A 15,001-nucleotide genomic window follows, 5' to 3' on the forward strand; every position below is an offset into this window, starting at 1 on the left:
GGCGCACTCCCCCCCTCCGCCTGCCGCGCTGCAGGGCGCAAGCCATTCATCCTTCTCATACCCCCCTCCTCCGCCGCCATACGCCAAGACACGTCAAAAATTTGCTTCAATGCGTCATAATCTTATCTTCCTTGCGCTACTCCGCATAGGTAAACTGGAGGAAACACGACATGAGGTGAACGACATGGCTATGGACCCGCAACCGCAAGCGCAATTGCAATTGCACAAGTCCCGTCCGGCTATCGCCGGCAATGCGCGCAAAAGCTCGGCGCAGTGGCGGGAAGACTTTGCCGGCTACATTTTTGTCGGGCCGATGGTGCTCGGCTTGTTTGTTTTCACGCTGTTTCCGATTATTGCTTCGTTCCTGCTCAGCTTCACGAACTGGAACTTCGTCGCCGGCTTTTCCAAAACGAAATTTGTCGGCTTCGACAACTTCGTCAAGCTGATTCACGACAGCGTCTTCGTCCAATCTTTGACCAACAACCTGATCCTGCTGATCGTCGTCCCGGTGACGCTGGCATTCTCGCTGCTGCTCGCCGTCATCATCAACAACAGTGTATATTGGAAAGACGTATTCAAAATCGTCTATTTCATCCCGTACATCTCCAGCATCGTGGCGGTCGCCATCGTGTTCCAGGTGCTGTTCCACCCGAGCTACGGGCCCATTAACCAGACGCTGCAGGCGCTCGGGGTGGCGAATCCGCCCAAATGGATCGCCGATTCGGATGTGGCGCTGTACTGCGTAATGGGGCTGATGGTATGGGTCAATATCGGCTATAACATGATTATTTTCATAGCCGGCCTGCAGTCGATTCCGCGCGATTTGTACGAGGCGGCGGACATCGACGGCGCATCGAAATGGAAGCAATTTTTCGGCATTACGGTGCCGCTCCTGTCGCCGACGACGTTTTTCCTGCTTGTTACAGGGATTATCGGCTCGTTCAAGGTGTTCGATATTATCGCTGTGCTGACCGGCGGCGGCCCGGCCAACTCGACAACCGTAGTCGTCTACCGCCTGTACGAGACGGCGTTTGTCAATTTGCAGTCCGGTTACGCGTCGGCGATGGCGATCGTGCTCCTCATTTTCGTCCTGATCGTGACGCTCGTGCAATGGTTCGGCCAGCGCAAATGGGTACATTACTAAACAGCGATGGGAGGCGCATCCGATGAAGCGGTGGAAAACGATCAAGAAAATCGTAATGACGGCGATCATGTGCGGGCTCGGCCTGCTGTTCATGTCGCCCTTCCTGTGGATGATTTCGTCTTCAATGAAGCCGGAGATGGACGTGTTTCATTATCCGATCGAATGGATTCCGAAGCACTGGAACGCCATCGAGAACTATAAGCAAGTGTGGACGACGACCAAATTCGCCCTGTTTTACTGGAATTCCATTAAAGTGTCGGTAGCGACGACCGCCTTGTCCGTGCTGCTCGCCGCGATGTCCGCTTTCGCTTTTGCCAAAATCAAATTTCGCGGCAGAGGCGTGCTTTTCATCATCATTCTCATCATTTATATGATTCCGCAGCAAGCGATTCTGGTGCCGCAATTTTTGCTGCTGCGCTCAATCGGCCTGTTCGACAGCCATTTGGGGCTCGTGCTGCTCGGCTCGTTCAGCGTGCTCGGCACGTTCATGCTGCGCCAGTTCTATATGGGCATTCATGACGACTACATCGAATCGGCCAAAATGGACGGCGCGGGGCAGGCTCGCATATTTTTCTCCGTCTGCACGCCGCTCGCCCGCCCGGCGATCGCGACTTACGCCATTTTACGGTTTATATGGACGTGGAACGATTACCAGAATCCGCTCATTTTCCTGAAGACGAAGGAGCTGTTCACGATTCAGCTCGGCATCCGCTCTTTCGCCACCTTGAACGGCGATCTGTACTCGCTCATTATGGCGGGCACCGTATCGGCGATCGTGCCGCTGCTCATCATCTTCATCCTCGGCCAGAAGCAGGTCATCGAAGGCATTTCCGTCGGCGGGGTCAAAGGCTAACAGGTTAAAATCGCAGCGCAACAGGTCAAAATATTGCCTCTTGCCGCACGGCCCCATCTGCTATGATCGAGCCTGTAAAGAGCAAACCAACTTAATTCCAGCATGGAGGGGATCTGATGAGAAAGAGTTTACTTATGTTAAGCGCTATCGTGCTGACTGCGGCTTCGCTTGCCGGATGCGGAAGCAATAGCGGCGGCGGCGGACAAGCAGCTCCGGCTGCAGGCGGCAAAGACGCAGGCAAGGAGACGCCGAAAGCGCCCGTTACGATCAAAGTGCAAGGCTGGTATACGGAAGCTCAAGGCAACTGGAACGCAACTGTAGAAGCTTATAATAAGACGCACCCAAACGTAAAAGTCGTCTATGAGAGCATGTCCGAGAAAGGCGATTCGCAGGAAGGCATGAAGAAGCTCGACCTGCTCGCCGCGTCCGGGGATCAGATGGACGTCGTGATGTATTCCAGCGCGCCTGATTTTGCCCAGCGCGTCGGTGCGGGAATTTTGGAGCCGCTGGACGATTATTTGAAGAAAGACGGCGTTGTCGTCAAGGACGAGTACAAGATCGATCCGGTCGTGAACGGCAAATATTACGCGCTGCCGGGCAAAACGATCGAGTGGCTCGTGCTTCTCAACAAAGACAAGCTCGATGCGGCGAAGCTTCCCGTTCCAACGGAATGGACGTGGAACGATTACGCCGAATACGCCAAAAAGCTGACGCAGGGCGAAGGCGCTTCGAAGACGTACGGCTCGTACTTCCATACGTGGAAAGATTACGCTTTGCTGGCGCTCAACAACGATGTCGACAATCCTTCGTACGTCAAGCCTGACGGCTCGCCGAACATTGACAATCCGAAAGTCCGGTTCTCTCTGGAGCTGCGCAATAAGATGGAGAACGCAGACAAGTCGTCCGTTCCTTATTTCGACGTCGTATCGCAGAAGATGAATTACCGCGACGTGTACTATGCCGGAAAAGCGGCCATGCTCGTTACCGGCAACTGGATGGTCGGCGAGCTGGCGTTGAACGGCAAGTTCAAAACCGCTTTTGCTCCTTATCCAAAATATGATGCGAAAGATCCGAACGGCTATACGGAAGTCGGCGCAGACTTCCTCGGCATCGCCGCGTCTTCCAAACATAAGCAGGAAGCGTACGATTTCATCCGCTGGTATACGACGGAAGGCATCCTTACGCAAGGACTGTTCTTCTCCGGTTGGAAGAAAGCAGACATCAGCAAAAACGTGGAGGCTATCCTAAAAGCCGGCAAACCGGAAGTGACCGCTCTCATCGACCGGGACTCGCTGCTGAACACGCTGAAAGTGAACAAAGCGACCAAGCTGCTCGTGCCGCCGACCTACGCGCTGCAGCAGGAGAAGGAGTTCACGAACCAGGTGGAGCTGTACTTGACCGGCAAGCAGGACTTGAACAAAACGATTCAAACCGCGCAGGCGAAAATGGAAGATATTAAGAAAAGCAACAGCAAATAAAACCGGACAGCTACAGGCGCGCCGGGTATAATGAAAGAGGGGGCGCAAGTCTCCTCTTTTTTTCCATTTGCTAGGGAAGGCAGGCGGAATGCGGTGCTAGGCTGGCTTCATACTTTATCGCTGCGCAACAAGCTGGTACTGACGATTTTGGTCTGTCTCGTTCTGCCGTCTGTCGTCTCCATGAACGTGTCCACGCTGCTGACCCGGGACGCCGTCCGTTCGCAAGTGACGGAAAGCTCGCAGGAAGCGCTGAAGACGGTGAAGCAGTTCGTGACAGAGCAGACGCGGAATATGGTTTATGTGATGAATTTCGTCCAGTTCGACGAGGAGCTTCAGCCCGCGATCCGGGAATTGGGGCGGGCTGACGGCTCGACGGCGCAGGGCGACGTTCTTCTCTACAAGCAAACGATATCCAAAAGGCTCTCCACGGTCATCAACTCCCTTGGACACCTGAACGTTACGGTGCTGCTGCCTAACAAGCAGTATGTCGCTTCTTATACGACGTTCTCGTACGACCCGACGCAATATTTTCGCAAGAGCTGGTTTCATGAGCTGGACCAAGTATCCGGGTACAACGTCAAGTGGGTCGGGGTAGAGCCGAATTATGACCGCGACTCGGCGAAGCCGTACATGCTCGTAGCAGCCAAGCCGCTGCGCACGAACGCGGTAACGTACGGATATGTAATCGTCAGTCTGGAAATGGACCCTATTCAGCAAGTGTTCGAACAGTACAAAGCGATTGAAGCGATGGCCCTTATCGACCGGCAAGGCCGCATTCTGGCGGACAAAGACTACAGCACGGTAGGCACGACGTTCCCTTATTTCGACCGGCTGCCGACCGACGATCAGGCATCGTTTTTGAAAATGGGGGGCGAAGAATACATCTTGCTGCGCAGCGCCATCACGCCGGAATGGCAGCTCGTCAGCCTTAGTCCTTACAAGAAAGCGGCAGAGAAGATCGAATCGTTCAGGCAGACGGACTTCTTCATCCAGCTGCTGTTCCTGATCGTATTCGCCGTCGTCGTGCTCTACATGGTGCGCGCGCTCACGAAGCCGATCGCACGGCTTGTCCAGACTGTCGTCCGGATCGAGTCCGGGCAGCTCAGCGAACGTTCCAACATTAGCGGCGGGGACGAGGTCGGGCGGCTCGGCTACGTGTTCGACCGGATGATCGACCGCATCGAGACGATGCTGGCGGAGAACAGGCACGAGCAGGAGCAGAAGCGCAAGGCGGAGCTCGCTATGCTGCAAGCGCAAATCAACCCGCATTTTCTGTTCAACGTCCTTAACTCAATCCGGCTCAAAATGATGATGAAGGGCGACGAGGATAATGCGGAGCTCATCGGATCGCTCGCATCGCTGCTGCGGATGACGATCAACCGCAACAACGAGTTCATCGCGCTGCACGAGGAGATCGGGATTAACGAGCATTACATCCGCTTGCTGAATTCCCGGCACGGGGACCGGGTGGCGCTCCATGTCGAGGCCGCTTCCGATACGCTGCTGCTTGAAGTTCCCCGCTTTATTTTGCAGCCGCTTATCGAGAACGCTTATATTCACGGCCTCAAGAGCAAGTCCGGGGAAATTGCCATCGCTTCGCGGCTGTGCGAAGACGGGCGGCTGCAAGTCGAGGTGCGCGATTCGGGCGTCGGCATATCGCCCGAGCGGCTGCAGGAGCTGCGCGCCCGCATGGAGACCGCAGCGTATCAGCTGAAGGAAGACCGGCCCAGCCCTTCCTTGTCGGGCATTGGGATTCACAACGTAATCGAGCGACTGCGACTCATTTATGGCGGAAGTTTCGATTATGACATCGACAGCGTGCCGGACGGGGGAGCGCGAATCGTGCTTCGTTTTCCCGGAAAGGCTGGAAAGGCGGTTAACGATGTATACAGTCATGATCGTCGATGACGATTTGCCCGTTTTGGAGTTTCTGGCGGCTTCGATCAAATGGGAGGAGCTGGGCTACCGGTTGTCCGGGACGTACCAGGACCCGCTCGAAGCGCTGGAGGCGGCCCGCGGCAGCCGCACGGACGTGCTGATCACCGATATCGGCATGCCCGGCTTGACCGGACTCGAGCTGATCGAAGCGTTGCGGGCCGATTATCCGAAGCTGAAAGCGATCATTTTGTCGTGCCATGACGAGTTCCACTACGCCCAGGCGGCGGTGAAGCTCGCGGTCAGCGAATATGTGCTGAAAGAAACGATGAACGCGCGCAACATCTCGGAAGCGCTTGAGCGGCTAAGAGAGCAGCTCGATGCGGAAACGAACGTGCTGACGAAGAGCCGAATGCTGGAGCGGGAAGCGGAGCGCAATCGGGGCGCGATGAAGCGCCAATTTATTCGAAGCACGGTGAACGAGCCGCTGCTCGACACGGTGGAATGGAGCCGGGAAGCGGAACGGTTCGGCATCCGGTTCGGGCAGCATGCCGTCCTGCCGGCGTTCGGCTACGCCAACCGGGTGAAGGAGGCGGCCGATCGGTTTCAATCCAAAGATCTGTTCGTGTACACGATCGAGAACATTATCGAGGAGCTGCTCGTGGACTGCGAGGAGACATCGATGTTCACTTACGATACGGGGAAAATCGTGCTGCTGTTCCCGCACCGCTCGCAGCTGCATGTCAACAATATGCAAAAGGTGGATCAAACGCTCAGGCACATCCAGAGCTGCCTGCTGCACTACGCGAAAGTATCGTTTTCGTTCTTGACGGGGCATCCGGCGAAGGAGGCGCGCGCGCTGAAGGATCAGCTCATCCGGCTTGCGGATACGAAGCAGCTGCGCTTTTATTTGCCGGAATCGTCCGTGATGAGCGTGGACCATTTGCGGCAAGGGTTCGGCGAAGGAGGTATCTTGCTGACGCAATATATGCCTGCGCTCGAGGAGTTCCGCCGGGTCGTGTTCGACGAACGCGCCGATTTGATCGATTCGTACGCCGCCAAATGGATCGATTTCATACAATATCATCGCTTCCGGCCGATGGAGGTCAAGGAATGGCTGTTGAAAATGGCGCTCGACGTCCGGATGCGGCTGAAGTCGCTGCAGCATTACCATTCGACGTTCTCTTCGGAGCTGATGCACCAGGACGTGCTCGAGCTCACGTCGGTCCGCGAGCTGGAGCTGTGGCTGAAAGATTATGTCCGGCAAGCGATTTTGTGGGCGGGGCAAGTATACCGCGAGTCCCACAACCGGGAAATCATGGAATGCCAGCGCTATGTGTACCAACATTTGGACCGCAAAATTTCGCTGGAGGACGCGGCCGCCCATCTTCACCTCCATCCGAGCTATTTAAGCCGGCTTTTCAAGCGGGAAACGGGGGAAAACTTCGTCGAATACGTAACGAGAATGAAGATGGACAAGGCGAAGGAACTGCTCGAGAACACCGATAAAACGGTCGAGGACATCGCCGAAATGCTGGGCTACGACAACAAAAATTATTTCGGCAAGCTGTTCAAGGCGCATACCGGCACCGTTCCGAACACGTTCCGCGCGCTGAGCCGGGAGCAGCCGTCGTGAGCGGCTAGCGTGCCGCAAGCAGTATGTTCGCCGCGGCGCCTTCATAAAATCTTAACAATCGAACGGCACCGCATTCATTGTCGGGCAGTTGCCGGGAATAGTACAATCGAGGAAAGGAACCCTAGAGAGAAGCGATACGGCGGATGCTATGGCGGAGGAATGTATGATAGGAGAAGGAACGCAAGAGCAGACGGCGAAAGAAGGAACCTCGACTTACGTCAACCGCGATCTGAGCTGGATCGAATTCAACCGGCGCGTGCTGGAAGAGGCGCAGGATCGGGACACGCCGCTTCTGGAGCGGGTGAAGTTTTTGGCGATCGTTTCCTCCAACCTCGACGAGTTCATGAGCGTCCGGGTGGCCGGCGTTAAAGATCAAATGAAGGCGGGCTATACGAAAAAAGATTTTACCGGGTATACGCCGGCAGGCTTGTTCAAGCGCATTATGAAGCGGACCGGGCGGATGGTGGCGGAACAGTACAAGACATACCGCGACATATGCCGCCAGCTGGTCAAGGAAGGCATCGTGTTTTCCGAATACGACGACCTGAATGCGAACCAGAAGAAAGCGATGGACGCCTATTACCACGATATCGTGTTCCCGGTGCTGACTCCGATGGCGGTCGACCAGAGCCGGCCGTTTCCGCTCGTGCGAAGCCAGTCGGTGTACCTCGCCGTCGTGCTCGAACAGGAAGGGGAGCCGGAAGAGGATGAGCCGTATTTCGCCATCGTGCAGGTGCCGTCGAATTTGTCGCGGGTCGTCGCGGCGCCGATGCGGGCGAACAGCAAGAAGCAGGAATTCGTGCTGATGGAGGAGCTAATTAAGCGCCATATCCGGACGCTGTTCAGCGGCTATAAGGCGGTTGCCGTGCACGCTTTCCGGCTGACGCGCAACGCCGATCTGACGCTCAACGAGGAAGGCGCGGAAGATTTGCTCGAGGAGATCGAGAAGGAGCTGCGCCGCCGCCGCTGGGGCTCGCCCGTGCGGCTCGAGGTGGAGGCGGACATTCATCCGTATGCGCTCAGCCGGCTGCAGGACGAGTTCGAAATTGCGGACAACGTGTTTTATATTGACGGTCCGGTCGATTTGACGTATTTCATGAAGCTGGCGAGCGTGATAGAAGGCTACGACCGGCTGCGGTACCCGGCGATCGATCCGGCGTATCCGGAGGAATTTGGCGACGCGGACGATTTTTTCGAAGTGCTGCGGCAAAAAGATGTGCTCGTCTACCATCCGTACGAATCGTTCGAAGCGGTATCCGACTTCATCGACCAGGCGGCGGACGACCCGCAAGTGCTCGCCATCAAAATGACGCTGTACCGCGTCAGCGGCAATTCCCCGCTCATCCGGGCGCTGGCCCGGGCGGCCGAGTCCGGCAAGCAGGTGACGGTCGTCGTCGAGCTGAAGGCGCGTTTCGACGAGGAGCGCAACATCGCCTGGGCGCGCCAGCTGGAACAGGCCGGGTGCCACGTCGTGTACGGGCTGGTCGGGCTGAAAACGCACGCCAAAATCACGCTAGTCGTCCGCCAGGAGCAAGACGAGCTGCGCCGCTACGTACATGTCGGCACCGGCAACTACAACGACAGCACGGCAAAGCTGTATACGGATGTCGGGCTATTCACCTGCCACCAGGTCATTGGCGAAGACGCTCCATGCTGTTTAACGAAATGACGGGGTACTCCGCGCCGCATGAATGGCAGGCGTTCGCCGTCGCCCCGACGAACCTGATGGACCGGCTGATCAGGCTCATTCACCGCGAGGCGGAGCATGCCAAAGCCGGGCGGCCGGCGCGCATTATCGGCAAAATGAACGCCCTCTCCAATCAGCAAATGGTCGACGAGCTGTACGCGGCGTCGCAGGCCGGCGTCGACATCGACCTGATCGTGCGCGGCGTCTGCTGCCTGCGCCCGGGCGTCGGCGGCATCTCCGAGCGGATCACGGTGCGCAGCATCGTCGACCGTTTTCTCGAGCATTCGCGCATTTACTACTTTGAGAACGGCGGCGAGCCGGAGCTGTTCATCTCCAGCGCCGACTGGATGACGCGCAATTTGACGCGCCGCATCGAGCTGCTGTGTCCCGTCTTCGACAAGCGGCTGCAGCAAATGCTGATCCAGATTTTGCAGCTGTCGCTGCGGGACAACCGCAAAGCCCGGCTCATGCTGCCGAACGGGCTGTACGAAACGGTGCAGGCGGGCGGCAGAGAGGAGCACCGGAGCCAGTTCGAGGCGATGGACATCAGTTCGTGGAAAAAGCTTCGGAACTAAACTCGAGCCGCATGTTCCACGCTTTCTGAAACTCCTTGTCGACGCTCGCCGCCTCCTTCAGCTCGAGCAGCGGCTGCTCGCGGCTGCGCAGCCGGATGCGCACGGCGTCCGCCGCAGCTTCCGCCTCTACGGCTTCCACCGGCTGCGTTTCGCTGCGGTCGAGCGCCACGGCAAGCTGCAGCAGCGTCCCGAGCTTCGCCGCGAGCGATTCATCGGATTCCGTCATGATGTCCCGGTACGGCTGGAGCGTCTGGCGGGTCCGATTTTTCGTTTTATGGGCGGCAATGAGCGCGCAAAGCAAAATTTCCCGGTGCGAGAGCCCGTCGAGGCGCGAGTACGCGACCATGTAGAACGTATGGCGATGGTATTGATAGTAGTGGACCGCGGCGCCGAGGCGGTACAGCCGCGCGGCGACGGACAAGTACGAGCGATGAGCGGCCGAAAGGCCGTGCAGCGGCCGGAGATCGTCGAACAGCTTGAGCGCGAGCCGCTCCACTTGCCGGATGTGCGCTTCAGGCATAAAAGCGTGCAGCGCCAGCAAATTGTTCACGCTGCTTTCCAGTACGTCGTCCGCGACCGGCCGGTGCGGCGCCACGGTTTCGTAAAACAGCCCGTCCCTTAGCCCGGCGCCGCTGACGACGTACTCCGCTGCGCCGATCAGCCGGAACAGCGTCTGCAATATGAGCAGCCCCGGGGCGATAATGTCGGCCCGTTCCTTCGGCATGCCGTCGATCTTTTTCCGCTTGGCGACCGGCATCGCCGCGAGAGCGGCCGAGAGCTCGTCGACGCTTTCCGCCGGGACGCGATAGTTGTGCGCTTGCGCGAACGGGTATTTGCGCCGCCGCTGGTCGAGCTTGCCCAGCGTGCGGACCGTGCCGCCGAGGCCGATGAGCGGCAGCCCCGGGCTCGTGAACAGCCACGGATGCGCGGCGGCGGCTTGTTCGATCATCGCTTTGACGGCCTGCTGCTGCCCGGCGTCAAGCTCGCCGCTGCGCGTAAAGGCGCGGCACGTGTTGACGGCGCCGAACGGGAACGATACGCTGTGCAGCAGGCGGCGCTCTTTGAACAGCGACACTTCGGTGCTGCCCCCGCCGATATCGACGAGGAAGCCGTCCCGGACGCTCATCGTGTTGATGACGCCGAGAAAACCGAGCCGCGCCTCTTCCTCGCCGCTCAGCACCTCGATCGCCAGGCCGGTGCGGCGGCGCAGCGAGTTTGCGACTTCCGCGGAGTTGGCGGCGCTGCGGACGGCCGCCGTCGCCGCGGCGCGAATCGTCGCCGCGCCGTACGTCTCGCAAATGCCGCGAAAATGCAGCAGCACCTGGGCAACGGCGAGAATGTCGGCTTCGCGCAGCATGCCGTCCGTGCCGATGCGTTCGCTCAGCCGCGCCGACTCCTTCCATTCGCCGAGAATGCGATGGGCTCCACGGTCGTCATGTTCGTAAATGACGAGCCGGATCGAGTTCGATCCGATATCGATAATGCCGATGCGGCGGATTTTTTTCGTCATAAGGCTTCGACTCCTCGCGCAAGATGTCCATTCGGCATGGCAGGCGTTGTCGTTAGAGCCATTGTATCAATTGCCGCCGCCAGGGACAAACGGCAGATGCACGGCCGGGGGGAGGCTGTGGGCTTTTGCGCGAAAATATGTCCGAATTTTACATATAGAAACGAAGCTGACTGTTCTTGCTGCGACAGGTTTTCGGGTTTCGTGCGCATTTTCGGCTTCTCCGTACAAAATCGGCCCCGGATGCCGCGAATATTATAGCCAGCAGGCTGAATTTGGATGCTGGCGACCCTCCCCGGCTGCACGCTTGGCGCGTTGGTATAGTTTCCCGGATGCTAACGCACACTGGATTCGTAGGGCGCAGCTTTTATCCTGGACTGCGATAGACGAAGTTTGTTGCTGTGATCATAAAGTTTTATGTGCCATTCGGTTCACAGCGGCAAACAAATCCTTTATGATGAGATAAGATATGCTCTGCGCCAAGCCATTGTTATCCAATTTCGATATAAAGGAGAGATCGCTATGACCGCAACTAAAGGTTTGGAAGGCATCGTTGCCGCCCAATCCTCGATCAGCTCGATCATCGACGGCGTTTTGACGTACCGCGGTTACGATATTGACGATTTGGCGGAACATGCGTCGTTCGAAGAAGTCGTATACTTGCTGTGGCACGGCAAGCTGCCGACGAAAGCGGAGCTCGATCAGTTGATCGCCGATCTGAACGCGCACGCGAACGTACCGGCCGCCGTTATTTATCAGATGAAAACTTACCCGAAAGACGCGAACTCGATGGCCGCGCTGCGCACCGCGGTATCGAGCCTTGCGCTTTACGACGAAGAAGCGAACGACATGTCGCCGGAGGCGAACTTGCGCAAAGCGATCAAGCTGCAGTCGCAAATTCCGACGATTGTCGCCGCATTCCAGCGTATCCGGAGCGGCCTGGAGCCGATCGCGCCGAAAGGCTTCAAGTCGCTTGCCGCCAATTTCCTGTACCAGATGACCGGCAAAGAACCGGACAAGGTGGCTATCGAAGCGCTTGACAAAGCGCTCGTGCTGCATGCCGACCACGAGCTGAACGCCTCAACCTTCGCAGCCCGCGTTACGGTTGCGACGCTGACGGACATCTACTCCGGCATTACGTCCGCCATCGGCACGCTCAAGGGACCTCTGCACGGCGGCGCCAACGAAGCGGTGATGGCGATGCTCGAAGAGATCGGCACGTACGAGAACATCGAGCCTTACATCAACGCCAAGCTGGAAAAGAAAGAGAAAGTGATGGGCTTCGGACACCGCGTTTACAAAAACGGCGATCCGCGCGCGAAGCACTTGCAAAAAATGTCGCACGAGCTCGGCAAAATTACCGGCAACATGAACTGGTACAACATGTCGATCAAGATCGAAGAAATGGTGACCGGGCAAAAAGGCCTCAAGCCGAACGTCGACTTCTACTCGGCATCGGTGTACACGTCGCTGGAAATTCCGCGCGATCTGTTCACGCCGATTTTTGCGATCAGCCGCTGCTCCGGCTGGACGGCGCACATTCTCGAGCAATATGCGGACAACCGTCTCATCCGTCCGCGCGCCGAGTACGTCGGCCCTACGAACCAAAAGTACGTGCCGATCGAGCAGCGCTAAAGTTCGGAACATACCGGAACGTGTTAGTTAACGGGCTGTTCGGAGGCGGATGCGCCTTTGAACTCCCGTTTTGTGTGTGTTATCCAACCTAAGGAGGATTATACAATGCCGAAATTCGAACAATATTCGTTACCAACCGAAGGCCAGAAAATCACGATTGACAACGGCAAGCTGCAAGTGCCGAACAACCCGATCATTCCGTTCATCGAAGGCGACGGCACAGGTCCCGACATTTGGGCCGCATCCAAGCGCGTCCTCGACGCAGCGGTGGAAAAAGCGTACAAGGGCGAGAAAAAAATCGCGTGGTACGAAGTTTACGCCGGGGAGAAGGCGTTCAACCAGTTTAACAACTGGCTGCCGAACGATACGCTGGAAGCGATTCGCGAATATATTGTAGCGATCAAGGGCCCGCTGACGACGCCGGTAGGCGGCGGCATCCGCTCCCTGAACGTTGCGCTGCGCCAGGAGCTTGACCTGTACGTGTGCTTGCGCCCGGTTCGCTACTTCGACGGCGTGCCTTCTCCGGTGAAGCGTCCGGAGCTCGTGGACATGGTCATTTTCCGCGAAAATACGGAGGACATTTACGCCGGCATCGAGTGGCAGTCCGGCTCCGCCGAAGTGAAGAAAGTGATCCAGTTCCTGCAAAACGAAATGGGCGTCAAAAAGATCCGCTTCCCGGAAACGTCCGGCATCGGCATCAAGCCGGTATCGTCCGAAGGCTCCGAGCGCCTCGTGCGCGCGGCAATCGAGTACGCGATCGTTCACGGCCGCAAGAGCGTTACGCTTGTGCATAAGGGCAACATCATGAAATATACCGAGGGTGCGTTCAAGAACTGGGGCTATGAGCTCGCAGAGCGCGAATTCGGCGACAAGACGTTCACTTGGGCGCAGTACGACAAGATCAAGGCTGAGCAAGGCGCGGAAGCGGCGAACAAAGCCCAGAAAGATGCGGAAGCGGCCGGCAAAATCATCGTGAAAGACGCTATCGCCGACATCACGCTGCAGCAAGTGCTCACCCGTCCGGCGGATTTCGACGTCATCGCCACGCTGAACCTGAACGGCGACTATTTGTCCGACGCGCTCGCGGCGCAAGTCGGCGGCATCGGTATCGCTCCTGGCGCGAACATCAACTATGTGACGGGCCACGCGATTTTCGAAGCGACGCACGGTACGGCTCCGAAATATGCCGGCCTCGACGTCGTCAACCCGGGCTCTGTCATTCTCTCCGGCGTCATGATGCTCGAGCACCTCGGCTGGCAGGAAGCGGCTGACCTGATCTACAAAGGCATGGAGAAGTCGATCGCGAACAAAACGGTTACGTACGACTTCGCTCGTCTGATGGAAGGCGCGAAAGAAATTAAATGCTCCGAGTTCGGTAACGAAATCATCAAAAATATGGACTGAGTATATACTAGCTGTCGAGAAAGACGGCAAAACTACGGATTGGCATATAGGGCTGCGGCTCCGTTGAACTCGCGTTCCCATGAATGAACCAAAAGGTGGGAACGCGAGTTCAAAAGTCGCTCTACGCCCTATATGCCATCCTTCGTTTTGCCGCAGCTCGACAAAAAGCAACATATTTTTAATAATTTCTGAAAGGAAGTAAAAACCATGGCACTTCGCCGCAATAAGATTTCCGTGATCGGCGCCGGCTTTACCGGTGCGACTACAGCGCTTATGCTCGCTCAGAAAGAGCTGGGCGACGTCGTTCTGCTGGACATTCCGCAGCTGGAAAACCCGACCAAGGGCAAGGCGCTGGACATGTTGGAAGCAAGCCCGGTGCAAGGCTTCGACGCCAACATTACCGGCACGGCCAATTATGAAGACATCGCCGGTTCGGACGTCGTCATCATCACCGCCGGCATCGCCCGCAAGCCAGGTATGAGCCGCGACGACCTCGTGAACACGAACGCCGGCATCGTCAAATCCGTGTGCGAGAACGTGAAGAAGTTCGCGCCGGAGTCGATCGTCATCATTCTCAGCAACCCGGTTGACGCGATGACTTACGTTGCGTACCAAACGCTCGGCTTCCCGAAAAACCGCGTCATCGGCCAATCCGGCGTACTCGACACGGCTCGCTACCAAACGTTCATCGCGCAAGAGCTGAACGTATCGGTGGAAGACGTGCGCGGCGTCGTTCTCGGCGGCCATGGCGACGACATGGTTCCGCTCGTGCGTTATACGTACGCAGGCGGCATTCCGATCGAGAAGCTGATCCCGGCTGACCGCATCGACGCCATCGTGAAGCGTACCCGCACGGGCGGCGGCGAGATCGTCAACTTGCTCGGCAACGGCTCGGCGTACTACGCCCCGGCGGCTTCGCTCGTGCAAATGACGGAAGCGATCCTGAAGGACAAGAAGCGCATTTTGCCGACGATCGCGCTGCTTCAAGGCGAGTACGGCTACGACAACCTGTTCATGGGCGTCCAGACGATTCTCGGCGCGGGCGGCATCGAGAAGATCATCGAGCTCGAGCTGACGCCGGAAGAGAAGGCGGCGCTCGACAAGTCCGCCGAATCCGTACGCAACGTCATTAAAGTCGTAACTCTGTAATTGGCAACTGGATACATCCGCAATAAACCGGAAAAACCGGCACGCGCCTTGCTGAGGC

General features: G+C 57.5%; 9 protein-coding genes and 1 pseudogene. 9 read left to right on the forward strand and 1 reads right to left on the reverse strand.

Features of this window, described 5'->3' with window-relative positions:
- The first annotated feature begins 190 nt into the window (after positions 1–190).
- The 6 genes and pseudogenes from SD70_RS11430 to ppk1 all read left to right on the forward strand — a co-directional run bounded on the left by SD70_RS11430 (position 191) and on the right by ppk1 (position 9,248).
- Positions 191–1,144 carry a carbohydrate ABC transporter permease gene (locus SD70_RS11430; RefSeq protein ID WP_082053285.1) on the forward strand — a complete coding sequence of 318 codons (954 nt, stop codon included), beginning with the start codon at positions 191–193 and terminating at the stop codon, positions 1,142–1,144.
- A 22-nt stretch (positions 1,145–1,166) separates the two neighbouring features.
- Positions 1,167–1,997 carry a carbohydrate ABC transporter permease gene (locus SD70_RS11435; RefSeq protein WP_041047709.1) on the forward strand — a complete coding sequence of 277 codons (831 nt, stop codon included), beginning with the start codon at positions 1,167–1,169 and terminating at the stop codon, positions 1,995–1,997.
- A gap of 116 nt (positions 1,998–2,113) precedes the next feature.
- Positions 2,114–3,475 carry an ABC transporter substrate-binding protein gene (locus SD70_RS11440; protein WP_082053274.1) on the forward strand — a complete coding sequence of 454 codons (1,362 nt, stop codon included), beginning with the start codon at positions 2,114–2,116 and terminating at the stop codon, positions 3,473–3,475.
- Positions 3,476–3,568: 93 nt separating this feature from the next.
- Positions 3,569–5,383 carry a cache domain-containing sensor histidine kinase gene (locus SD70_RS35975; RefSeq protein WP_041047711.1) on the forward strand — a complete coding sequence of 605 codons (1,815 nt, stop codon included), beginning with the start codon at positions 3,569–3,571 and terminating at the stop codon, positions 5,381–5,383.
- A complete protein-coding gene (locus SD70_RS11450; protein WP_041047712.1) occupies positions 5,358–6,986 on the forward strand; it encodes a helix-turn-helix domain-containing protein in 1,629 nt (542 codons plus the stop codon). Before SD70_RS35975 ends, SD70_RS11450 begins: the two co-directional genes overlap by 26 nt.
- Positions 6,987–7,149: 163 nt before the next feature.
- A pseudogene (ppk1, locus tag SD70_RS11455) lies at positions 7,150–9,248 on the forward strand (polyphosphate kinase 1).
- Here the strand turns inward: ppk1 and SD70_RS11460 are convergent.
- A complete protein-coding gene (locus SD70_RS11460; RefSeq protein ID WP_041047713.1) occupies positions 9,220–10,758 on the reverse strand; it encodes a Ppx/GppA phosphatase family protein in 1,539 nt (512 codons plus the stop codon). The pseudogene ppk1 and the gene SD70_RS11460 sit on opposite strands and share 29 nt — an antisense overlap.
- 519 nt (positions 10,759–11,277) lie before the next feature.
- Between SD70_RS11460 and citZ the strand changes: the two genes are divergently transcribed.
- The 3 genes from citZ (at position 11,278) to mdh (ending at position 14,943) form a co-directional block, all read left to right on the forward strand.
- Positions 11,278–12,390, forward strand: coding sequence for a citrate synthase (citZ, locus tag SD70_RS11465; RefSeq protein WP_041047714.1), 1,113 nt, complete (start codon positions 11,278–11,280; stop codon positions 12,388–12,390).
- 105 nt (positions 12,391–12,495) lie between these two features.
- Entirely contained in the window at positions 12,496–13,794 is a 1,299-nt protein-coding gene (icd, locus tag SD70_RS11470; protein WP_041047715.1) for an NADP-dependent isocitrate dehydrogenase, read from the forward strand.
- A gap of 207 nt (positions 13,795–14,001) precedes the next feature.
- Positions 14,002–14,943, forward strand: coding sequence for a malate dehydrogenase (gene mdh, locus SD70_RS11475; RefSeq protein ID WP_041047716.1), 942 nt, complete (start codon positions 14,002–14,004; stop codon positions 14,941–14,943).
- Positions 14,944–15,001 lie beyond the last annotated feature (58 nt).

This window comes from Gordoniibacillus kamchatkensis, assembly GCF_000829455.1.
GTDB classification, from domain to species: Bacteria; Bacillota; Bacilli; order Paenibacillales; family NBRC-103111; genus Gordoniibacillus; species Gordoniibacillus kamchatkensis.